This window comes from Mycobacterium sp., assembly GCF_036273375.1.
Classification (GTDB): Bacteria; Actinomycetota; Actinomycetes; order Mycobacteriales; family Mycobacteriaceae; genus Mycobacterium.
Window position 1 is genome coordinate 1 of record NZ_DASUHS010000148.1, and the last position, 21108, is coordinate 21108.

Consider the following 21108-nt stretch of genomic DNA (forward strand, 5'->3'; position numbering starts at 1 on the left):
GCAGCCGTCAAGCGCTGGAAGCCATTTGTCGACGAGATCGTCCGGGCGAGCATCGACGAGAAAATCGAGGTCGGGCGGATCGACTTCGTCGACGATCTCGCGAACGTCGTGCCAGCCGTCCTGACTCTGGCCATGATGGGCGTTCCCCTGAAGAAGTGGCGGCTCTATTGCGAGCCGGCCCACGCGAACGTCTACACGCCCGCCGATTCCCCGGAAGCCCCAAAGGTTTTGGAGCAGACGCTGGCGATGGGAATGGACCTGTTCAACCACCTCCTCGAGATCCGCGAGTACCCACGCCCCGGCCTGGTGGACGCATTGGCAAGACTGAAAATCGACGGCGAACCCGCCCCCGACAGCGAACTGCTTGGAATGCTCGGCCTGATCATCGGCGGGGGTTTTGACACGACGACGGCGCTGACGGCGCACGCACTCGAATGGTTGGCCGAGCATCCCGAGCAGCGCGAACTGCTGAGGCGCGAATCGGAAACGCTGCTCGACTCGGCGACCGAGGAATTCCTGCGTTACTTCACGCCCGCTCCCGGGGACGGTCGCACGATCGCCGCCGATCTCGAAATGGCGGGCACACAATTCAAGGAGGGCGATCGCCTGTGGTTGTCCTGGGCGATGGCCAACCGCGATCCCGCGGTATTCCCCGATCCGAATCGATTGGACCTCGGTCGTAAGAACAACCGGCACTTCAGCTTCGGGCTCGGCATTCACCGCTGCATCGGGTCTAACGTCGCGCGCGTGGTGTTCAAGTCGATGCTCACGGCGGTGCTCGGACGGATGCCCGACTACCGCTGCGAACCCGAGGGCACCGTGCACTATCCGACGGTCGGCGTGATCCAGGGCATGCAGCACCTTCCGGCGACCTTCACGCCCGGCAGGCGGCTTGGCTCGGGGATCGACGAGACGCTGGAGAAGCTGCAGCGGGTTTGCGACGAACAGGGGGTCGCGCGGCCGATCACCGACTACCACGAGGCAGCCGTCATCGGCGACTGACTACACCGACAGATCGCGGCGCAGCTTGGCGACGTGGCCCGTCGCCTTCACGTTGTACTGCGCGACGGCGATCTTGCCCTTCTCGTCGACCACGAAGGTGGAGCGGATGACGCCGGTGACTGTCTTGCCGTACATCTGCTTCTCGCCGTAGGCGCCATAGGCCGCCAGGACCTTGCGGTCGGGGTCGGACAGCAGCGGGAACGTCAGCTTCTCGGTGTCACGGAACTTGGCGAGCTTCTCGGGCTTGTCGGGGGAGATCCCGATGACGTCGAGGCCGGCACCGTTGAGCTCGGCCAGGCTGTCCCGAAAGTCGCACGCCTGCTTGGTGCATCCCGGCGTCGACGCGGCCGGGTAGAAGTACACGACGACGCGACGCCCCTTGTAGTCGCCAAGCGACACCTTGTTGCCGTCAGCGTCGGGCAGGCTGAAGGAGGGCGCTTTGTCGCCCGGTGCAAGCCGCGTGGTCTCGGTCAAGGTAAGTACCTTTCTGTTCACCGGAGCGTTGGGGTTACCGCCAGCTGATCTAGGGTAGTTCGGGCAGGTGTAGGAGCTGGATAGTGGGCGACTTGGAGGACACATGGCGGACCGGGACCCCGAAGCCATCAAGCAGGACATCGACGTCGCCCGTGACCAGCTGGCGGCCACCGTCGACTCGCTTGCCGACCGCGCCAACCCCCGGCGCCTCGCCGACGACCTGAAGATCCGGGTGATCGGATTCGTGCAGAAGCCCGTGGTCCTGGCGTCACTGGCCGGGGTCGGGGCCCTCGTCGTGGTGGTGGCGGTACGCCGCGTCAGGAATCGGTGACGCGACCGGTCTGGACGTACACCGGAATGTCGTCGGCCCTGGGCTGGTTGGTGGCCATGTCGTCGACGTCGCAGTAGCCGCGTTCGAATTCGCCCGTCGCCGCATCGACCAGCCGGTATTCCTGCCGCTGTTGGTGGATGGGCTGGGCGTCGAGGGTGACGACCCGCACCTCGCCCGGCTCGAACCCGCACCGCTGCTGCAGCGCCTCGATCAGGCATTCGTTGTGCATGTGCCCGTCGCCGAAATTCCAGCAGAGAACCATTGCGCACAGGACTTCGCCCTCACACAGGTTGTAGTCGGCCTCGTCATAGTCGGCCATTGCCCGGTGCGCCAGTCGGCTACTCCCAGCCCGGCGGGTCGTTCTCGGCCATGTAAGCCTCCCACGCGGCGCGCCGCATGGCCCGGGTGTGCAGGTCCTGACAGATCGCCTGCGCGTCGGCGGCGGTGCCTGCCCGGCCCAGGTCATGGTGCACCAAGCCGTCATCGACACGCTCGGCGCGGAAGCCGCCCGTCGAGACCGCATGGACTCGATACTCGCTGCGGTCGTCGATGTTGGCATGGAAGTGGCCCTCGTGGGGTTCGACCCACTTCAGCTCCGTTTTCACAAGTCCCCTCTGGAAAACCCCGTCGCAGAGATGGTAGGGCTCGCGGGTTTCACTGGGAAAGGATTTCTCGGAGATCGTTACCCATCGGGTGAACCCCCAATTGGATGGTAAGCCACCAAATATCGAAATATTCGGTGGGCTGGTGCGCCGTCAGGGTTTCGAACCCCGGACCCGCTGATTAAGAGTCAGCTGCTCTACCAACTGAGCTAACGGCGCTTGTGGTCGGACCGAGACCGCGTAGGCGACAATAACAGGCGTCCCGCCGCGGAGTGAAATCTCGCGGGTTCTCGTCACAACACCGTGCCGCAGAAGGGCGTCCGGTCGGTGCTGAAGGCGGCGTCGAGTTCGCCCAGCGCGCCCTGGTGCACCTGGGTGATGCGGTTGGCGCGGGCAAGCTGGGAACCATCGTTAAAACTCGCGCGCGTCGAGGCCGTCAGCACCCGCGACAGGGCCCAGACACGGCTGCACGAAGAGATCGGCTAGCCGGCGTAATAGGGTCCTCGGCGGGCTCTGGACCTCGCCTGCATGACGAATTCATTGCGGTGGCGACACCGATCGGCCGCCCCGGCTCGCGTTCGCATGGGAGTGTCGGCAAAAGCCATTAGAATGCCTGCAGCTACCTCGCTGGTCAGCGGTGACCAACTAGAGAATCATATGGAAGGTCACTGGATGGCGCGTTTGCGGAGGCGACGATCGTGGCTGGTGGTCGTGATTGTTCCGATTGCCGTGTTCAGTGGCGCCTGTAACGACGACCACGCGGCGGCACCGGCGAAGGTCATCTTCGACAAGGGGACGCCACTGGCAGACTTGCTGGTCCCAAAGCTCACCGCCTCGGTGACCGACGGCGCCGTCGGTGTGACGGTGGATGCGCCCGTGACGGTGACCGTCGCCGACGGCGTGCTCGCGTCGGTCACCATGGTCAACGAGAACGGAAAGTCGATCAGTGGGCAGTTGAGCCCCGACGGCCTGCGTTGGTCGACCACCGAGCAGCTCGGCTACAACAGGCGCTACACCCTGAACGCGAAGGCGACCGGACTGGGTGGGGCGGCCAACAAGCAGATGACGTTCGAGACCAGTTCACCCGCGCACCTGACCATGCCCTACATCAGCCCGTCCGACGGCGACGTGGTGGGCATCGGTGAGCCGGTGGCGATCCGCTTCGACGAGAACATCGCGAACAGGGCGGCGGCCCAAAAAGCCATCAACATCACCACCAACCCTCCGGTGGAGGGCGCTTTCTATTGGCTGAACAACCGCGAAGTTCGTTGGCGCCCAGAGCGTTTCTGGAAGTCGGGGACCACCATCGACGTGGCGGTCAACACCTACGGGGTGGACCTGGGCGACGGGATGTTCGGCGAGGACAACGTCAAGACGCACTTCACCATCGGTGACGAGGTGATCTCGACGGCCGACGACACCACCAAGACGGTGACCGTGCGGGTGAACGGTGATGCCGTCAAGACCATGCCGACGTCGATGGGCAAGGACAGCACCCCGACGGCCAACGGCGTCTACATCATTGGTGGGCGGTTCAAGCACATCATCATGGATTCCTCGACCTATGGTGTTCCGGTCAACTCGCCCAACGGATATCGCACCGAAGTCGACTGGGCTACCCAGATGTCCTACAGCGGCGTCTTCGTGCACTCGGCGCCGTGGTCGGTGGGCGCCCAAGGCCACACCAATACCAGCCACGGATGCCTCAACGTGAGTCCGAGCAACGCCGAGTGGTTCTACGACCACAGCAAGAGCGGCGACATTGTTGAGGTGGTGCATACGGTCGGGTCGACGCTGCCGGGGATCGAGGGCCTGGGCGACTGGAACATCCCCTGGGCGCAGTGGAAAGCGGGCAACGCCAACACCTGACGGACCGGTCCGTCGAGCTTCTGCTGGTTGTCGCGACTGCGCGTCATGAACGCGGTATCGGTGGGCAGATCCGGGCTACCTGAGTAAAAGGTCAGGGAGCGGCGATGCTCCCTGACCTTGTGGGGTGAGTGACGGGACTCGAACCCGCGACATTCAGGATCACAACCTGACGCTCTACCAACTGAACTACACCCACCACGGCCGCAGCCAACCTTCGCACGGTGACGGTCAACGAGCGGCGACGTCGATACTAGCCGGTTGGCGGCGCGCTGGCCGAATCGTTTGGCCCCGGTGCGTCTTTTCCGCCGTCGAGGGCGGCGACCACCGCCTCGATTTCGCTGGTAGACGGCCCCGGCGGCGGCACGAATGCCGTCTGCCGGTAGAACTGCAGCTCGCGGATGGACTCACGGATGTCGGCCAGTGCGCGGTGGACCAGCCCCTTGACCGGCTGACCGAAGTAAATCCGCGGGTACCAGCGCCGGCAGAGTTCTTTGATCGAGCTCACATCGATCATGCGGTAGTGCAGGAACGAGTCCAGGGCGGGCATGTCGCGCACGATGAAGGCGCGGTCGGTGGCGATGGAGTTGCCGGCCAGCGGCGCGGTTTTGGGTTGTTTGACGTGTTCGCCGATGTAATCCAGAACCATCGCCTCGGCGGTCGCCAGGTCGACGGTGGATGCCCGCACCTCGTCGGTCAGCCCGGAGCGCTTGTGCATTTCGGTGACCACGTCGCCCATCGCCGCGAGCGCGGCGTCGTCGACATGGATCACCACGTCGACACCGTCGCCGAGAACGTTCAATTCGGCGTCGGTCACCAGCGCCGCGATCTCAATCAGCTTGTCCGAGCCCAGATCAAGCCCGGTCATCTCGCAGTCGATCCACACCAATTCGTCTCGCACAGCGCTCAGACTAGGCCGAGGTGACGCCCGCGCCGGACCTGCCCCCGGATGAGCTGGAGAAGTAGGGTGAGCGTTGCCGAACTGCATGCCGAATCATCGGGGAAGAGGGGCGCAGCACGATGAGCACCGATTCAGCGGCCACGGCCGCGACGCGGATCGCCGACGGCTACGCCGTCGACGGCCAGGCACTGGAATTGGGCACGGTCGTCATCGACGGCGCGGCCGATCCGACGGCCCAGATCCGCATTCCGCTGGCCACCATCAACAGGCACGGCCTGGTGGCCGGGGCCACCGGAACCGGCAAGACCAAGACGCTGCAACTGATCGCCGAGCAGCTCAGCGCCGCGGGCGTCCCCGTGCTGATGGCCGATGTGAAGGGTGACCTGTCCGGGCTGGCCAGGCCCGGCGAAGGTAATGACAAGACCGCCGCGCGGGCCAAAGACACCGGCGACAACTGGGAGCCGACGGGGTTTCCGGCCGAGTTTTTGTCGTTGGGCACCAAGGGAATCGGCGTGCCGATCCGCGCGACCGTCGACAGCTTCGGCCCGGTTCTGCTGTCGAAAGTGTTGGGGCTCAACGCTACTCAAGAGTCGACGCTGGGGCTGATCTTCCATTGGGCGAAGGATCGAAATCGTCGGCTGGTCACCACGGATGATCTACGCAGTGCCATCGGCTATCTGACCAGCGATGCGGGCAAGGAAGACCTGAAATCGTTGGGCGGCGTGTCGGCGACGACGGCGGGCGTCATCCTGCGGGCGCTGGTGAACCTCGATGCCGAGGGCGGGGACACTTTCTTTGGCGAGCCCAAGCTCGACCCGAACGATCTGCTGCGCGCCAACGACCAGGGCCAGGGCATCATCTCGCTGCTCGAGTTCACCGGTCAGTCGGTGCGTCCCGTTATCTTCTCTACCTTCCTGATGTGGCTGCTCGCCGACCTGTACACCCAACTGGACGAGGTCGGCGACGTGGACAAGCCGAAGCTCGTCTTCTTCTTCGACGAGGCGCACCTGTTGTTCGCCGACGCGTCCAAGGCCTTCCTGGAGCAGGTCGAGCAGACCGTGAAGCTGATCCGCTCAAAGGGTGTCGGGGTGTTCTTCTGCACCCAGTTGCCCACCGATCTGCCCAATGACGTCCTCTCCCAGCTGGGTGCGCGGATTCAGCACGCGTTGCGGGCGTTCACACCCGACGACCAGAAGGCGCTCAGCAAGACCGTTCGCACCTACCCGAAAACCGATGTCTACGACCTGGAGTCGGCGTTGACGTCGCTGGGAATCGGCGAGGCGGTGGTGACCGTCTTATCCGAGAAGGGCGCACCGACGCCGGTCGCGTGGACCCGCATGCGGGTGCCCCGCTCGCTGATGGCATCGATCGGCAACGATGCGATCGTGGCCGCGGCGAAAAACAGTCCGCTGCAGGCGAAGTACGGTCAGACGCTTGCCCAACCCGCGCAGCCCCAGTCCGGTCCGCAGGATCCACAAGCCCAATCCGCGCCACAGCCGCCGCAAACCCGGTCCGAATACCCGCCGGTCCCGCCGAACGAGCCGGTTCCACCGATGCCGGAGCCGGCCGAGCCGAAGGGCACCAAAGGGCCCTCCATGTGGGAGGAAGTCCTGCAGAACCCGACCGTGAAAAGCGGCATCAACACCGCGATACGCGAAGCGGTGAAAGGCATCTTCGGTTCCGGACGCCGCCGGAAATAGCGCCTACCCGCCGCCGAGCTTCTTGTAGAACGCGCCCACGATGGGCGCCACGATGGCGCGCGGACCGTACCCGCTGGCCACCGACATGGCCTTCGACGTCAGGCCCGGAACGACGCGCATCTTGTTGCGTGCCAACGCATCCAGCGATACTCGCGCGGTGTGCTCGGTCGAGATCCACAGGAAATCCGGCACCAGCCGCTCGACGATCGAGGACTCTGTTTCGTCGGGCAGGTCGGTGCGCACCGGGCCCGGCGCCAGCAGCGTCACATTGACACCGGATCCGCGCAGCTCGCCGCGCAGCGATTCGCTGAAGGTGTTCGCGAAGGCCTTGGTGGCCGCATAGGTAGCGTTGTAAGGGATCGGCGAATTGCCTGCCGCCGAACCGGAAATCAGGATCCCGCCGGACCCACGCTCGACCATTCCCGGCAGCACCGCCAACGTAAGGTCATGCACCCCAAGGACATTCAGCTGCAGCTGGGCCTTTTCGCCGGCGGGATCGAGCGTGGCGACCGGGCCGAAGGTCGCGGTGCCCGCATTGGCGCACAGGATCGAGATGGGCCGGGCGGCCAGCTCGTCGCACAGCTTCGCGCGTTCCCCCGGATCGGCCAGGTCGGCGGGACGCACGTCGACGGTGACGCCGTACTTGTCGGTCAGGCGAGCGGCCAAGTCCTTGAGCAGGTCTCCGCGGCGCGCGGTGACAATCAGGTTGTGTCCGCGTGCGGCGAGTTCGGTGGCGAGCGCTTCACCGATGTTCTGCGAAGCTCCGGTGACAACGGCGCGCGCCTCGGGGCTTGGAGCGGGTAGCGGCATGCGCCAATCGTAGACATCGGTCCAAACGCGGCCCGCAGGCGATCGCGAGCGCCTATAGAGTGCCGGGCATGAGCCAGCCGGAGTCGCGTTCCGCCACCCCGGCGCGATCGCGTGTGGTGGCGTGGGCGCTCTGGGACTGCGGCTCGACCGGTCTGAACGCGATCGTGGCGACGTTCGTCTTCTCGGTCTACCTGACCAGTAGCGTTGGAGTGGGGATATCCGGCCCCACCACGCCCGCGAGCTGGCTGGGCCGTGCGGCGGCCGTCGCCGGGCTGACCGTCGCCGTGCTCGCGCCCGCCGTCGGCGTATGGGTGGAGTCCGCGCATCGCAGGCGGGTGGCGCTGAGTGTGCTGACGGCTGCGGCGGTGACGCTGACCTGCCTGATGTTCTTCATCCGTGAGCGCCCCGGCTACCTGTGGGCGGGTCTGGTGCTGCTGGGCGCGACGGCGGCCTGCGGCGATCTGGCCAGCGTCCCGTACAACGCCATGCTGCGTCAGCTCTCGACGCCACAGACGGCCGGGCGGATATCCGGATTCGGCTGGGCGGCGGGTTATGTCGGAAGCGTTCTGCTCCTGCTGGTGATCTACACCGGCTTCATCTCCGGATCCGGCACCGGGCCCAATGCGACACGCGGCCTGCTGCGAGTTCCCCTGCGGGACGGGCTATATGTCCGTGAGGCAATGGTGGTGGCTGCGATCTGGTTCGCGGTGCTGGCGTTGCCCTTGCTGTTCGTCGCGCACCGGCTGACCGAATCGTCGGAGGGCCGCCGGCCGACGAGCATGCTGGGTGGCTATCGCAAGTTGTGGACCGAGGTCGGCGCGGAATGGCGGCGCGACCGCAACCTGGTCTACTTCCTGTTCGCCAGCGCGCTCTTCCGGGACGGGCTGGCGGCGATCTTCGCGTTCGGTGCGGTGCTCGGCGTCAACGCGTACGGCATCTCGCAGGCCAACGTGCTGATCTTCGGGGTGGCGGCCAGTGTGATCGCCGCGGTGGGCGCGGTGCTGGGTGGGTTCGTCGACCACCGCGTCGGATCAAAGCCCGTCATCGTGGCGTCACTGTTTGCGATCGTCGTCTTGGGACTGACCTTGATGGCGCTGTCCGGACCGGTGGCCTTCTGGGTGTGCGGGCTGCTGCTGTGCATGTTCATCGGGCCGTCGCAGTCCTCGTCGCGCGCGCTGCTGCTGCACATGGCCAAACACGGCAGGGAAGGGGTCGCGTTCGGTCTCTACACCATGACCGGGCGGGCGGTGGCATTCGTGGCGCCGTGGCTGTTCTCGTTATTCGTCGACGTCTTCGGTGCCGTGCGAGCCGGCCTGGGCGGAATTTCGCTGGTGCTGATCGCCGGACTGCTGGCGATGCTGGCGGTCCGGGTTCCGCTGCGCACCGCCGCGGTAGCCGAACCCGCAGCCGAGACGCCGTAGCCGGCTGGAGGTTGGGGCTAGCCGCGAGTGTCGCAGATCGTCAGACCGCCGCCGACGCGCTTGCTGACCTGAACCCCGTCGACTGTGAGCGTGCAGGTGACGCTGTGGCCGATGTTGACGACCGTGACGTTGGCCGGGTGGCTAGCCGACTTCGACAGGCTGACCTCTTTGCTCCAGGGCAGCGCGACATTGAATTCGGTCTGGATGAGGCCGCCGGTATCGATGTACATGATGCTGATCGCGCGACCCTCACCCGAGACGGTGTAGACGACGTCTTGCATCGCGGCCGGCCCGGTCGTCTCGGGCGGCAACTCGGGGACGCTGGTCGGCGGTATCGGGGCCGGGATGAGCGACGGTGACCTGTGCGTCGTCGTCGGCGTCTCCGAACTCGGCTCCGGCATCGCCGGCAACGGCGGGACGGCGGTCTGGGTCTTGATGGCGTCGTTCGCCAGCGCCAGCGCAATCACCAAGGCGACGACCAGCAGCAGCGCCGCGCCGGCGCCGATCCACAACCATCGCGACGATTTCGGGCCGCCCGGCGGCGGGGGAGCGATGCCCGTCGGCATGTCGCCCGACGGAGGAAGGTCTTGCTGCCAGTACGCCGGCAGCTCCTTGGTGGTGTTCGTCTCGTTCGGGGTGGGCGCCCAGGGCGACGTCGTCCCGCCGTAGCTCTGCGCGTAGGGCGTCTGGTCGGCGTATGCGGGGTCAGCGGAGGGCGAATACCTCGGCTGCTGTGGCCCCGGCTGCGGTGTAGGAAACCGCTCGGTGGGACGTGAATCGTTCATGTCCACCTCATGGCTTGCAGGGTACCTGGACTCGGTGTTAAAGGCCTGAGTCAGCTTACGACGGGGAGCTCACGGGCATTGATTTCCCGCCGCGAGTGCGGCCACCGTCATCGCCCGCATGACGGTGCGCGACCTTTCCGCGCGGAGGGACTTGCTGCGCACACTATCGGGGGGCTTCATGCTGTGCGGTGTCGAATTCAGCAGGCCGAACACCGCGTGCGCGGTCAGCCGGGCATCGGCCTCGGCGAGTTCGGGGTTCAGCTCTCGCAGCACCCCCACCCAGACCTCGACATATTGGCGCTGGGATTTGCGCACCTGCTTTTCGGCGGCCTGGGGCAAGTACGCGAGGTCGCGATCCTGGATACGAATCAGGTCGGGTTCGTTGAACACGAAGTCCAGATGGAAGTCGATCAGCCCGTCCAGTGCTGCGGCCGCATCCGTGCTGTCGGTCTGCACCTGCCGGGCGCCGGCGAGCAGCCGGGTGCTGATGCCCACCAGCAACTCGACCAGCAGCGACTCCTTATTCGGGAAATGGCGATAGATGGCCGGACCGCTGACCCCGGCGGCCGCACCGATGTCTTCCAGCCGAACCGCGAGGAAACCGCGCTCGGCGAACAGCCGTTCGGCGGCGGAAAGCAATTGCAAGCGGCGGTCAAACTTCAACTGGCTCCGGCGATTTGGAGCGTCAGCGGGACCGGCCTGGCCCTCGGAGGCGGACGCTGTCATGACGGACCTCCGTTTGGTCAATTGGCCCTAACCTAGCACGAGTTATTCGTGATTAACTCGTGCTCTTGGGCGAGTGTGGTCCTGCCTGGACCGGCAACGGTGACGATGGTATTCTCACCTCTTGAGTTAATGGGCATTAACTCAAAAACCCGACCGCACGACGGCAAGGAGGCTGCTGCGGCGATGGACAACGTGGTGACCTCGCCCGCCAAGGCCGAGGCGTCGTTCTCCGATCAGCACCGCCGGCTGGTGGGTGAGTTGAACGCCAAGCTGGCGGCGGCGGCGTTCGGCGGAAACGAGCGCGCACGGGAACGTCACGTCAGCCGCGGCAAGTTGTTGCCCCGCGAACGGGTCGACCGCCTACTCGACCCGGGCAGCCCGTTTCTGGAGCTCTCACCGCTGGCCGCGGACGGCATGTACGGCGACGAGTCGCCCGGAGCCGGGATCATCACCGGCATCGGCCGCGTGTCGGACCGCGAGTGCGTGATCGTCGCCAACGACGCGACGGTCAAGGGCGGCACCTACTATCCGATGACGGTCAAAAAGCATCTGCGCGCCCAAGAGGTGGCGCTGCAGAATCGGCTGCCGTGCATCTACCTGGTGGACTCCGGGGGCGCGTTTCTGCCGCGGCAGGACGAGGTCTTCCCCGACCGCGAGCATTTCGGCCGCATCTTCTACAACCAGGCGACCATGAGCGCCAAGGAAATTCCGCAAGTTGCGGCGGTGCTCGGATCGTGCACGGCCGGCGGCGCCTACGTGCCTGCGATGAGCGATGAGGCCGTCATCGTCCGCGAGCAGGGCACGATCTTCTTGGGTGGTCCGCCCTTGGTCAAGGCGGCGACCGGGGAGATCGTGTCAGCCGAGGATCTCGGCGGCGGCGACCTGCATTCCCGGGTTTCCGGTGTCACCGACCACCTCGCCGAAGACGACGAGCACGCCCTGCGGATCGTCCGCGCGATCGCGGCCACCTTCGGCCCGCGCGAGCCCAGCCCGTGGGACGTGCGGTCCCCGCTTCCGCCCACGTGCGCACAGACGGAGCTCTACGACGTGGTGCCGCCCGACCCGCGGGTGCCCTACGACGTCCACGAGGTCATCGTGCGGCTGGTCGACGGCGGCGAATTGAGCGAATTCAAGGCCAATTACGGCAAGACGCTGGTGACCGCTTTCGCCCATATTCACGGCCACCCGGTGGGGATCGTGGCCAATAACGGCGTTCTCTTCAGCGAATCCGCCTTGAAGGGTGCGCATTTCATCGAGTTATGCGACAAGCGCAAGATACCGCTGCTGTTCTTGCAGAACATCGCCGGCTTCATGGTCGGCCGCGACTACGAGGCAGGCGGCATCGCCAAGCATGGCGCCAAGATGGTCACCGCCGTCGCCTGCGCGCGGGTGCCCAAGCTGACCGTTGTGATAGGTGGATCCTATGGGGCGGGCAACTATTCGATGTGCGGCCGGGCGTATTCGCCACGCTTTTTGTGGATGTGGCCGAACGCCCGCATCTCGGTGATGGGCGGCGAACAGGCCGCATCGGTGCTGGCCACTGTGCGCGGCGAGCAACTCGCCGGCGCCGGCAAACCGTGGTCGGCCGACCAGGAAGAGGCGTTCAAGGCTCCCATTCGCGAACAATACGAAAGTCAGGGCAACCCCTATTACTCCACGGCTCGGCTGTGGGACGACGGGATCATCGATCCCGCTGACACCAGAACCTTTGTCGGGCTGGCTCTTTCGGTGTGCGCCCAAGCACCGCTGGAACCGGTCTCCTACGGCGTCTTTCGGATGTGAGTGCAGTGTTCGAGACCGTTCTAGTGGCCAACCGCGGCGAGATCGCGGTGCGGGTGATCCGAACCCTGCGTCGGCTGGGCATCCGCTCGGTCGCCGTCTACAGCGATCCCGACGACGGCGCGCGACACGTGCTCGAAGCCGACGAAGCGGTGCGGCTGGGGCCCGCCGCGGCACGCGAGAGTTATCTGAACATCGACAAGGTCGTGGAGGCGGCCGTGCGCACCGGATCTCAAGCGATCCATCCGGGGTACGGATTCCTCTCCGAGAACGCCCATTTCGCGACCGCCTGCGAGCGAGCCGGAGTGGTGTTCCTGGGGCCGCCCGCCCGGGCGATCCAGGTGATGGGCGACAAGATCACCGCCAAGAACGCGGTCGCAGCCTTCGACGTCCCCGTGGTACCCGGTGTCGCCAAGCCCGGGCTGAGCGACGACGAGCTGGTCGCGGCCGCCGACGAGGTCGGATACCCGGTGCTGATCAAACCGTCGGCGGGTGGCGGCGGCAAGGGCATGCGGTTGGTGGAAGAACCGGGCCGGCTGCGCGAGGCGCTGGTGGGGGCGCGGCGGGAGGCCGCTTCGTCCTTCGGTGACGACACGCTGTTTCTGGAGCGATTTGTGTTGCGGCCCAGGCACATCGAGGTGCAGGTGCTCGCCGACACGCACGGCAACATCGTGCACCTCGGCGAGCGTGAGTGCAGCCTGCAGCGCCGCCATCAGAAGGTGATCGAGGAGGCACCCTCGCCCTTGCTTGACGAGGCGACGCGGGCGCGCATCGGGGCGGCCGCCTGCGATACCGCACGCAGCGTTGATTACGTCGGCGCGGGCACGGTCGAGTTCATCGTCTCCGCCGCCCGGCCCGACGAGTTCTTCTTCATGGAGATGAATACCCGCCTGCAGGTTGAGCATCCGGTCACCGAAGCGGTCATCGGGCTGGACCTGGTCGAGTGGCAGCTGCGAGTGGCCGCCGGCGAGAAGCTGGCGTTCGCCCAGGACGACATCGGATTGCGCGGGCACGCCGTCGAGGCCCGGGTGTACGCCGAGGATCCGGCGCGCGGCTTCCTGCCTACCGGTGGACGGGTGCTGCAGGTTTCCGAGCCGTCCGGTGACGGTGTGCGGGTCGACTCCTCGCTGCTGACGGGCACGCTTGTCGGCAGCGACTACGACCCGATGCTGAGCAAGGTGATCGCCCACGGAACCGACCGCGGCGAGGCGCTGGCGAAACTCGACCGGGCGTTAAGCCGAACCGTAATCCTGGGTGTTCAGACCAACATCGAGTTCCTCCGATTCCTGCTCGCCGACGCGCGGGTGCAGGCCGGCGATCTGGACACCGCGCTGCTGGACGAGCGCCTGGCGGACTTCGCTCCACGGCCGGCTCCCGATGACGTGCTCGCGGCGGCCGGCCTCTATCGGCAATCGGCCCTGGCTTTCCGCGCTCGCCGCTTCGGCGACAATCCCTGGGCGGCGCCGACCGGATGGCGGGTCGGCGGCAGCCCGGCGCCGGTCCGCACCGACATGCGCACCCCGCTGCGCAGCGAGACGGTGTCGGTGCGGGGGATGCCCGAAGCAGCCACGGTACAGATCGGCGAGGGTGAAACCCGTTCCGCCGCCGTGCAAGTCGAGCCGACGCGGATGACCATGACGCTGGACGGTGTGCGCCGGGACTACCGCTGGGCCGAAGCCGACCGGCACCTGTGGATCGCCGACGAGCGAGGCACCTGGCACCTGCGTGAAGCCGAGGAAAACAAAATCCACCGCGCCGCGGGCGCGCAGCGGGCCGAGATCGTCAGTCCGATGCCAGGCAGCGTGATCGCGGTTCAGGTATCCTCGGGCACCGACGTTTCCGAGGGTGACGTGGTGGTCGTCGTCGAGGCGATGAAAATGGAACACTCGCTTGCCGCACCGGTCTCCGGAAAGGTGGAAGTACTGGTCTCCGTTGGTGATCAGGTGACGGTGGACCAAGTGCTGGCTCGACTGGTGCCCGAAGAGTCCAGCGCGGCAGCCGATTCGAGTAAGGACGCGTCATGACCACTTCCATCACCGCGGGGACTTTGCCCAAGGAATACGAGGATCTTCGCGACACGGTCGCCGAGTTCGCGCGCACCGTGGTCGCTCCGGTGTCGGCCACACACGACGAGGAGCACAGCTTCCCGTACGAGGTCGTCGCCAAAATGGGGGAGATGGGCCTGTTCGGCTTGCCGTTCCCCGAGGAGTACGGAGGCATGGGCGGTGACTACTTCGCCCTGTCGCTGGCGCTCGAGGAACTCGGCAAGGTCGACCAGTCGGTGGCGATCACCCTGGAGGCCGGCGCCAGCCTCGGCGCGATGCCAATCTACCGGTTCGGCACCGAAGAGCAGAAGCAGAAGTGGCTGCCGGACTTGACCGCCGGCCGCGCCCTCGCAGGTTTCGGACTCACCGAATCCGGAGCGGGCTCGGACGCCGGAGGAACCCGCACCACGGCCCGCCTCGACAACGGCGACTGGGTGATCAACGGCAGCAAGCAATTCATCACCAACTCCGGCACCGACATCACCACATTGGTCACCGTCACCGCCGTCACGGGAACCGCCGCGAACGGCAAAAAAGAGATCTCGTCGATCATTGTGCCCAACGGCACGCCGGGATTCACCGTCGAACCGGTGTACAGCAAGGTCGGCTGGAATGCGTCGGATACGCACCCGTTGAGCTTCGACGATGTCCGCGTCCCGGAGGAGAACCTCTTGGGTGCCCGGGGCACCGGCTACGCGGGTTTCCTGTCGATCCTGGACGAGGGCCGCATCGCGATTGCCGCGCTGGCGACCGGGGCGGCGCAGGGCTGCGTCGACGAAAGCGTCAAGTACGCCAAGGAACGCCAGGCGTTCGGCCAGCCGATCGGCGCCTACCAGGCGATCAGCTTCAAGATCGCGCGGATGGAGGCGCGTGCCCATGTGGCGCGCACCGCCTACTACGATGCGGCTGCAAAGATGTTGGCGGGCAAGCCCTTCAAGAAGGAGGCGGCAATCGCGAAGATGATCGCCTCAGAAGCGGCAATGGACAACGCCCGCGACGCAACCCAGATCCACGGCGGCTACGGCTTCATGAACGAATATCCGGTGGCGCGGCATTACCGCGACAGCAAAATACTCGAGATCGGTGAAGGGACGACCGAAGTGCAGTTGATGCTCATCGCGCGATCGCTGGGGCTGTCATGACGCGCGCCGGCGACGACGCTGAGCGAAGCGATGCGGAGCGGCACTCATGACGGAAGGCAAGTCGGTTGTGCAGCGCGGCTTGTGGTTTGAGGAATTCGAGATCGGCACGACTTATCTGCACCGGCCCGGCCGCACGGTCACCGAGGCCGACAACGTCTTGTTCACCACGCTCACGATGAACACCCAGTCGCTGCACCTCGACGCGGCCTGGGCCGCCGAACAGCCCGGCTTTCGGGGCGAGCGATTGGTGAACTCCATGTTCACCCTCTCCACGCTGGTCGGGCTGTCGGTGTCGCAGTTGACGCTCGGCACCATCGTGGCCAACCTGGGCTTCTCCGAGGTGTCTTTCCCCAAGCCCGTCTTCCACGGCGACACCCTCTACGCGGAGACGGTGTGTACGGGCAAGCGCGAATCGAAAAGCCGGCCCGGCGAGGGCATCGTCACCCTCGAGCACACGGGACGCAACCAGCACGGCGACGTCGTCGCGCGTGCCGTGCGCACCACGCTGGTGCAGATGCGCCCAAGCAACCGGGAGACCACGTGAACCTGCAGGCCGCTGGTCCCGGATGGCTGTTCTGCCCGGCCGACCGCCCCGAGCGATTCGCCAAGGCCGCCGCTGCCGCCGATGTGGTGATCCTCGACCTCGAGGACGGCGTGGCCGAGGCGGATAAGTCCGCGGCGCGCAAGGCGCTGCAGGAGACACCGCTGGACCCCGAGCGCACCGTGGTGCGGGTGAACGCGGCCGACACGGCGGAATACCCCCTCGATCTCGAAGCCCTGGCCGGCACCGCGTACACGACGGTGATGCTGTCCAAGACCGAATCGGCCGCGCAGGTGATGGCGCTCGCGCCACGCGAAGTGATCGCGCTGCTGGAGACGCCGCGGGGGGCGGTATTCGCCACCGAAATCGCGGCGGCACAGGGCATCGTGGCGCTGATGTGGGGCGCCGAGGACCTGGTCGCTATGCTCGGCGGTAGCTCCAGCCGAAAGGCCGACGGCAGCTACCGTGACGTCGCCCATCACGTGCGGTCGACCGCCCTGCTCACGGCGTCCACCTTCGGTCGGGTTGCGCTCGACGCGGTGCACCTGGACATCCTGGATCTCGACGGTTTGCGGCAGGAGGCCGAGGACGCCGTCGCGCTGGGCTTCGGCGGAACCGTGTGCATCCACCCGAGCCAGATCCCGGTAGTGCGCGAGGCGTATCGCCCCACCGACGAGCGACTGGACTGGGCACGACGGGTGTTGACGGCGGCGCGGTCCGAGCGCGGAGTCTTCGCGTTCGAGGGACAAATGGTCGACTCACCGGTGCTCAAACACGCGCACATGACGTTGCGCAGGGCGGGTGAGACCGTCCCTGAGTGACGGCTGCACGACCACCGGACGGGGCCCGGCGCCAAAGCGCGACACGCTGCGCCGTCTTCGCGATCAACCCGGTCTCTTCCCATTTGAGCGCATAATGGTGAGTACGTCAGTGTCGCGGCGAGCGAAGCCTTTCGGGTAACTGGCGATCGTCTCCGCTCGCGGTAGGTTCCGGCTGACCGTTTGCCGGGACCCGCTGTGGTCACGGGGCCACGGGCACCCGACGAGGGAGGCGTGTGGCGCAGATGTCTTCGACGCCGATGACTGTCGATCTCGAGCCGGTGCAACTCGTCGCGCCCGATGGTTCACCGACGTCCGAAAACCGCTACAGCCGTGAGCTTCCCGTGGAGACACTGAGCTGGCTCTACGAGATGATGGTGATCACCCGCGAGCTGGACGGCGAATTCGTCAATCTCAAGCGGCAGGGCGAGCTGGGGCTGTTCGCCTCCTGCCACGGTCAGGAAGCCGCACAGGTTGGCGCCGTGGCGTGCCTGCGCAAGACGGACTGGTTGTTTCCCCAATACCGGGAACTCGGAGCATTTTTGGTGCGCGGCATCCCGCCCGGACACGTCGGGGCCGCGTGGCGCGGAACCTGGCACGGCGGACTGGACTTCACCAAAAAGTGCTGCGCGCCACTGTCGATTCCGATCGGCACCCAGACCCTGCACGCCGTGGGCGCGGCGATGGCTGCCCAACGCCTGGGCGAGGATTCGGTGACGGTGGCCTTTCTCGGCGACGGCGCCACCAGCGTGGGAGACGTGCACGAGGCGCTGAACTTCGCGGCCGTGTTCAGCACGCCCTGCGTGTTCTTCGTGCAGAACAACCACTGGGCGATCTCGATGCCGATATCCAAACAGACCGCCGCACCGTCGCTGGCGCACAAAGCGATTGGTTACGGAATGCCCGGAATTCGGGTGGACGGCAATGACGTGCTGGCCTGCTACGCGGTGACGGCCGAGGCCGCCGCCCGGGCCCGCGCCGGCGGCGGCCCGACATTGATCGAGGCGGTCACCTATCGCTTGGCCCCGCACACCACATCCGATGATCCGAGTCGATACCGGACACAGGACGAAGTCGACCATTGGACGGCGCTGGAACCGATCGCGAGGTACCGCACCTACCTGCAAGGCCAGGGCCTATGGTCGGAACGGTTGGAGGAAAGGGTTGTTGGCCGCGCGAAGCGGATGCGGGCCGAATTGCGCGACGCGGTGTTCGACGCGCCCGACATAGACATCGACGAGGTGTTCACGTCGGTGTACGCCGAAATCACACCGGGACTACAGGCGCAGCGGCGGCAGCTGCGGGCCGAACTCGACCGAAGTGATTGAGAGGCGTTTATGACTCAGCTCGCTGATCGTCCGGCCGGCCATGACGAAACACTCACCGCGGCACTGCAGGACATCGCGCTCGGCGCTCAGTCGTTGACCATGGTCAAGGCGCTCAACCGCGCGCTTCACGACGCGATGGTCGCCGACGATCGGGTGCTGGTATTCGGCGAGGATGTCTCGGTGGAGGGAGGAGTGTTTCGCGTAACCGAGGGACTGGCCGCGGCGTTCGGCGAGAACCGCTGCTTTGACACGCCACTCGCGGAGTCCGCCATCGTCGGGATCGCGGTCGGCCTGGCGCTGCGCGGCTTTGTACCGGTACCCGAAATCCAGTTCGACGGATTCTCTTACCCCGCTTTCGATCAGGTGGTCAGCCACCTGGCGAAGTATCGCACCCGCACCCGCGGCGAAATCAACATGCCGGTGACGGTCCGCATCCCCTCTTTTGGGGGGATTGGTGCCGCCGAGCATCATTCGGATTCCACCGAGTCGTACTGGGCACACACCGCCGGCTTGAAGGTCGTGGTGCCGTCCAGTCCGGCTGACGCGTATTGGCTGCTGCGCCACGCGATCACCTGCCCGGACCCGGTCATGTATTTGGAGCCCAAGCGCCGGTATCAGCGACGCGGCCTGGTCGACTTCACCCGGCCCGAACCGCCGATCGGGCAGGCGATGGTGCGCCGGCCCGGCACCGACGTGACCGTCGTGACCTACGGCAGCTTGGTCAGCACCGCGGTCGGCACCGCCGAAGAGGCGCAGCGGCAACGTGGTTGGAGCCTGGAGGTCATCGATCTGCGGTCCCTGGTGCCACTGGACTTCGATACCGTCGCCTCATCGATCCACCGGACCGGACGCTGCGTGGTGATGCACGAGGGCCCACGAAGCCTAGGGTACGGAGCCGGTTTGGCCGCCCGCATTCAGGAGGAGTTGTTCTACGAGCTGGAGGCGCCGGTGTTGCGTGCGTGCGGATTCGACACCCCGTACCCGCCGGCGCGGCTGGAGAAGTGGTGGCTGCCCGGTCCCGACCGGCTATTGGATTGCGTCGAACGCGTGTTGGCGCAGCCATGAGCGACGGGCGGATCAAGTCGTTTCGGGTTCCCGACCTCGGCGAGGGACTGGAAGAAGTCACGGTGACGCAGTGGCACGTGGCGCTGGGTGACGATGTCGAGCTCAATCAGGTGCTGTGCACGGTGGAGACCGCCAAGGCCGAGGTGGAAATTCCGAGCCCGTACGCGGGGCGGATCGTCGAAAGGAACGGCGCCGAAGGCGATGTGGTCAAGGTGGGGGCAGTGCTGCTGCAGATCGACACGGCGGCGCTCAGCGGTGACCTGCCGGCGGTCGAAACCGCCGTGCCCACGCTGGTGGGTTATGGTGCCGACTCCGGCATCGACACCAGCCGGCGCCCCGCCCGTCCGCTCGCCGCTCCTCCGGCGCGAAAGCTGGCCAAAGAATTGATGGTGGACCTCAACTCGGTGCGGCACGCCGCCGGCGCCATCATCACCCGGGAGGACGTGCTGTCGGCGGCTCGTGGGAAGGGCAATGGCGCCGATGTTCGGCCAGTCCGGGGTGTGCAGGCCCGGATGGCCGAGAAAATGACTCTGTCGCACAAGGAGATCCCGGCAGCGAAGGTCAGTGTCGACGTCGGTTGCACCGAGCTGGTCCGACTGTCGGACCGGTTTTCGAGGGAGGAGACAATAACGCCCTTCGTGCTCGTGTTGCGATTGCTGGTCATCGCGTTGCGCCACAACGAGATATTGAATTCGACGTGGGTCGACTCGCCGCAGGGACCGCAGGTGCGCGTCGAGCATCGTGTGCACCTGGGCATCGCCGTGGCCACCGAACGTGGGCTGCTGGTCCCGGTCATCGCCGACGCCCACAGCAAGACGACCCGCGAACTGGCCGGCCGGGCAGCCGAGTTGATCGCCGGTGCGCGTACCGGCAGCCTGGAGCCGGGGGAGTTGCGGGGCTCGACGTTCACCGTGACGAATTTTGGGGCCCTGGGCGTGGACGACGGTGTGCCGGTGATCAACCATCCCGACGCCGCCATACTCGGCATGGGTGCGATCAGGCCGCGGCCCGTGGTCGTGGGCACCCAGATCGTCGCGCGCCCGACGATGTCGTTGACGTGTGTGTTCGACCATCGCATCGCGGACGGTGCGCAAGCGGCCCAATTCGTCTGCGAGTTAAGGGATCTGATCGAGTCGCCCGAAACCGCACTGCTGGATCTGTAGGTCTCGCCTTAGGAGTGTGGCGGTACGGCGCGCCACTGCCTACCTGCGTTGCGCTGCGGCCAAACGCTGTGCAAAGTCCGGTGATTGGATGGATTGGGACTGCGGCGCGAGCTCCGCGCGCATGGCGAGCTGATGTTGCTCGTTGTCCAGCGATCCGGGATTGACGGTGGCGCGCATGGTGGCTTTGGTCGCCAGCACCACGTCCCGCGGAGCCGCCGCCGGACCGGCGGCCAGCTCCAGCGCCGCAGCGACCGGATCCTCGGCTACGGTCAGCGCCAAGCCGTGCCGCACAGCGGCGTCGGCGTCGTAGCGCATCCCGAACAACAGGGCCGCCCGGGCGACCTGCGGGCCGACCGCCCGCTGCAGCATCCACGTCGCACCTCCGCCGGGGTGCAGCCCCAGCTTCTGGAATCGCGCGTCGAACACGGCCGCGGGTCCGGCGATGCGCACATCGGCCGCCAGGGCCAGATTCAGGCCCGCGCCCACCGCCGCGCCGTTGATGCCGCCGACCACCGGCTTGTCGCAGCGCTTGCGTATGGCGAGCAGGAAGTTGCCCACCCAGCCGATGTCGTCCAGCTGCGCGGCCATCTGGGTGCCGGGATGGTAGCG

21 protein-coding genes, 2 tRNA genes and 1 pseudogene are annotated in these 21108 nt (G+C 66.3%); 13 read left to right on the forward strand and 11 right to left on the reverse strand.

Annotated elements, in window-relative coordinates:
• Positions 1-1002: cytochrome P450 (locus VFW69_RS14135; RefSeq protein WP_526502146.1), on the forward strand; the 1002-nt coding region annotated here is incomplete at its 5' end.
• Here the strand turns inward: VFW69_RS14135 and bcp are convergent.
• Positions 1003-1476, reverse strand: coding sequence for a thioredoxin-dependent thiol peroxidase (gene bcp, locus VFW69_RS14140; RefSeq protein ID WP_526502147.1), 474 nt, complete (start codon positions 1474-1476; stop codon positions 1003-1005).
• Between the two features lie 103 nt (positions 1477-1579).
• Between bcp and VFW69_RS14145 the strand changes: the two genes are divergently transcribed.
• Complete coding sequence (locus VFW69_RS14145; protein ID WP_526502148.1) at positions 1580-1807, forward strand: DUF3618 domain-containing protein; 228 nt, start codon at positions 1580-1582, stop codon at positions 1805-1807.
• Here VFW69_RS14145 and VFW69_RS14150 read toward each other — a convergent pair.
• From VFW69_RS14150 to VFW69_RS14165, 4 genes and pseudogenes are all read right to left on the reverse strand, one after another.
• Positions 1794-2141 (reverse strand): annotated as a pseudogene (locus tag VFW69_RS14150) (DUF3556 domain-containing protein); the annotation flags it as partial. The gene VFW69_RS14145 and the pseudogene VFW69_RS14150 overlap by 14 nt on opposite strands.
• A 4-nt stretch (positions 2142-2145) precedes the next feature.
• The gene (locus VFW69_RS14155) at positions 2146-2412 is read right to left on the reverse strand and encodes a hypothetical protein (RefSeq protein WP_526502149.1); all 267 of its coding nucleotides are present in this window, start codon (positions 2410-2412) and stop codon (positions 2146-2148) included.
• A gap of 140 nt (positions 2413-2552) precedes the next feature.
• Positions 2553-2628, reverse strand: a tRNA-Lys gene (locus VFW69_RS14160).
• Between the two features lie 74 nt (positions 2629-2702).
• Complete coding sequence (locus VFW69_RS14165; RefSeq protein ID WP_526502166.1) at positions 2703-2852, reverse strand: hypothetical protein; 150 nt, start codon at positions 2850-2852, stop codon at positions 2703-2705.
• Between the two features lie 214 nt (positions 2853-3066).
• Here VFW69_RS14165 and VFW69_RS14170 point away from each other — a divergent pair, with 214 nt between their 5' ends.
• Positions 3067-4278 (forward strand): Ig-like domain-containing protein, encoded by a 1212-nt coding sequence (locus VFW69_RS14170; protein ID WP_526502163.1) that lies wholly within the window; start codon positions 3067-3069, stop codon positions 4276-4278.
• 120 nt (positions 4279-4398) lie between these two features.
• On the opposite strand, the gene VFW69_RS14175 is transcribed toward VFW69_RS14170, so the two are convergent.
• Both VFW69_RS14175 and orn read right to left on the reverse strand, forming a co-directional pair.
• Positions 4399-4474: transfer RNA gene (locus VFW69_RS14175), tRNA-His, on the reverse strand.
• Between the two features lie 54 nt (positions 4475-4528).
• On the reverse strand, positions 4529-5176 hold the full coding sequence (gene orn / locus VFW69_RS14180; RefSeq protein ID WP_526502150.1) for an oligoribonuclease: 648 nt from the start codon (positions 5174-5176) through the stop codon (positions 4529-4531).
• A gap of 119 nt (positions 5177-5295) precedes the next feature.
• On the opposite strand from orn, the gene VFW69_RS14185 reads away from it, so the two are divergent.
• Entirely contained in the window at positions 5296-6876 is a 1581-nt protein-coding gene (locus VFW69_RS14185; protein WP_526502151.1) for a helicase HerA-like domain-containing protein, read from the forward strand.
• 3 nt (positions 6877-6879) lie between these two features.
• On the opposite strand, the gene cmrA is transcribed toward VFW69_RS14185, so the two are convergent.
• Positions 6880-7686, reverse strand: coding sequence for a mycolate reductase (cmrA, locus tag VFW69_RS14190; protein ID WP_526502152.1), 807 nt, complete (start codon positions 7684-7686; stop codon positions 6880-6882).
• Positions 7687-7754: 68 nt separating this feature from the next.
• Here cmrA and VFW69_RS14195 point away from each other — a divergent pair, with 68 nt between their 5' ends.
• Complete coding sequence (locus VFW69_RS14195; RefSeq protein WP_526502153.1) at positions 7755-9107, forward strand: MFS transporter; 1353 nt, start codon at positions 7755-7757, stop codon at positions 9105-9107.
• Positions 9108-9124: 17 nt separating this feature from the next.
• Here the strand turns inward: VFW69_RS14195 and VFW69_RS14200 are convergent, their stop codons facing one another.
• On the reverse strand, positions 9125-9898 hold the full coding sequence (locus tag VFW69_RS14200) for an MmpS family transport accessory protein (RefSeq protein WP_526502154.1): 774 nt from the start codon (positions 9896-9898) through the stop codon (positions 9125-9127).
• Between the two features lie 63 nt (positions 9899-9961).
• Positions 9962-10618, reverse strand: a complete 657-nt coding sequence (locus tag VFW69_RS14205; RefSeq protein WP_526502155.1) for an SACE_7040 family transcriptional regulator — start codon at positions 10616-10618, stop codon at positions 9962-9964.
• 195 nt (positions 10619-10813) lie between these two features.
• Between VFW69_RS14205 and VFW69_RS14210 the strand changes: the two genes are divergently transcribed.
• The 8 genes from VFW69_RS14210 to VFW69_RS14245 all read left to right on the forward strand — a co-directional run bounded on the left by VFW69_RS14210 (position 10814) and on the right by VFW69_RS14245 (position 20499).
• Positions 10814-12400, forward strand: a complete 1587-nt coding sequence (locus tag VFW69_RS14210) for a carboxyl transferase domain-containing protein (protein ID WP_526502164.1) — start codon at positions 10814-10816, stop codon at positions 12398-12400.
• 5 nt (positions 12401-12405) lie between these two features.
• Complete coding sequence (locus VFW69_RS14215) at positions 12406-14421, forward strand: acetyl/propionyl/methylcrotonyl-CoA carboxylase subunit alpha (protein ID WP_526502165.1); 2016 nt, start codon at positions 12406-12408, stop codon at positions 14419-14421.
• Complete coding sequence (locus tag VFW69_RS14220) at positions 14418-15584, forward strand: acyl-CoA dehydrogenase family protein (protein WP_526502156.1); 1167 nt, start codon at positions 14418-14420, stop codon at positions 15582-15584. The genes VFW69_RS14215 and VFW69_RS14220 overlap by 4 nt, the downstream gene beginning before the upstream one ends.
• Before the next feature lie 46 nt (positions 15585-15630).
• Entirely contained in the window at positions 15631-16128 is a 498-nt protein-coding gene (locus VFW69_RS14225; RefSeq protein WP_526502157.1) for a MaoC family dehydratase, read from the forward strand.
• Positions 16125-16946 (forward strand): HpcH/HpaI aldolase/citrate lyase family protein, encoded by an 822-nt coding sequence (locus tag VFW69_RS14230; RefSeq protein ID WP_526502158.1) that lies wholly within the window; start codon positions 16125-16127, stop codon positions 16944-16946. The genes VFW69_RS14225 and VFW69_RS14230 overlap by 4 nt, the downstream gene beginning before the upstream one ends.
• A gap of 242 nt (positions 16947-17188) precedes the next feature.
• Complete coding sequence (pdhA, locus tag VFW69_RS14235; protein ID WP_526502159.1) at positions 17189-18271, forward strand: pyruvate dehydrogenase (acetyl-transferring) E1 component subunit alpha; 1083 nt, start codon at positions 17189-17191, stop codon at positions 18269-18271.
• 9 nt (positions 18272-18280) lie between these two features.
• On the forward strand, positions 18281-19336 hold the full coding sequence (gene bkdB / locus VFW69_RS14240; RefSeq protein ID WP_526502160.1) for a 3-methyl-2-oxobutanoate dehydrogenase subunit beta: 1056 nt from the start codon (positions 18281-18283) through the stop codon (positions 19334-19336).
• On the forward strand, positions 19333-20499 hold the full coding sequence (locus VFW69_RS14245) for a 2-oxo acid dehydrogenase subunit E2 (protein WP_526502161.1): 1167 nt from the start codon (positions 19333-19335) through the stop codon (positions 20497-20499). Before bkdB ends, VFW69_RS14245 begins: the two co-directional genes overlap by 4 nt.
• A gap of 39 nt (positions 20500-20538) precedes the next feature.
• Here the strand turns inward: VFW69_RS14245 and VFW69_RS14250 are convergent.
• On the reverse strand, positions 20539-21108 hold a 570-nt coding region (locus VFW69_RS14250; RefSeq protein ID WP_526502162.1), incomplete at its 5' end, for an enoyl-CoA hydratase/isomerase family protein.

What these genes read in the sequence shown, in the direction of transcription:
- VFW69_RS14205 (WP_526502155.1), bottom strand. Translation starts at nt 10,618, where the DNA reads ATGACAGCGTCCGCCTCCGAGGGCCAGGCCGGTCCCGCTGACGCTCCA.
- cmrA (WP_526502152.1), bottom strand. Translation starts at nt 7,686, where the DNA reads ATGCCGCTACCCGCTCCAAGCCCCGAGGCGCGCGCCGTTGTCACCGGA.
- pdhA (WP_526502159.1), top strand. Translation starts at nt 17,189, where the DNA reads ATGTCTTCGACGCCGATGACTGTCGATCTCGAGCCGGTGCAACTCGTC.
- VFW69_RS14145 (WP_526502148.1), top strand. Translation starts at nt 1,580, where the DNA reads ATGGCGGACCGGGACCCCGAAGCCATCAAGCAGGACATCGACGTCGCC.
- VFW69_RS14225 (WP_526502157.1), top strand. Translation starts at nt 15,631, where the DNA reads ATGACGGAAGGCAAGTCGGTTGTGCAGCGCGGCTTGTGGTTTGAGGAA.
- VFW69_RS14245 (WP_526502161.1), top strand. Translation starts at nt 19,333, where the DNA reads ATGAGCGACGGGCGGATCAAGTCGTTTCGGGTTCCCGACCTCGGCGAG.
- bkdB (WP_526502160.1), top strand. Translation starts at nt 18,281, where the DNA reads ATGACTCAGCTCGCTGATCGTCCGGCCGGCCATGACGAAACACTCACC.
- VFW69_RS14185 (WP_526502151.1), top strand. Translation starts at nt 5,296, where the DNA reads ATGAGCACCGATTCAGCGGCCACGGCCGCGACGCGGATCGCCGACGGC.
- VFW69_RS14220 (WP_526502156.1), top strand. Translation starts at nt 14,418, where the DNA reads ATGACCACTTCCATCACCGCGGGGACTTTGCCCAAGGAATACGAGGAT.
- VFW69_RS14170 (WP_526502163.1), top strand. Translation starts at nt 3,067, where the DNA reads ATGGAAGGTCACTGGATGGCGCGTTTGCGGAGGCGACGATCGTGGCTG.
- VFW69_RS14195 (WP_526502153.1), top strand. Translation starts at nt 7,755, where the DNA reads ATGAGCCAGCCGGAGTCGCGTTCCGCCACCCCGGCGCGATCGCGTGTG.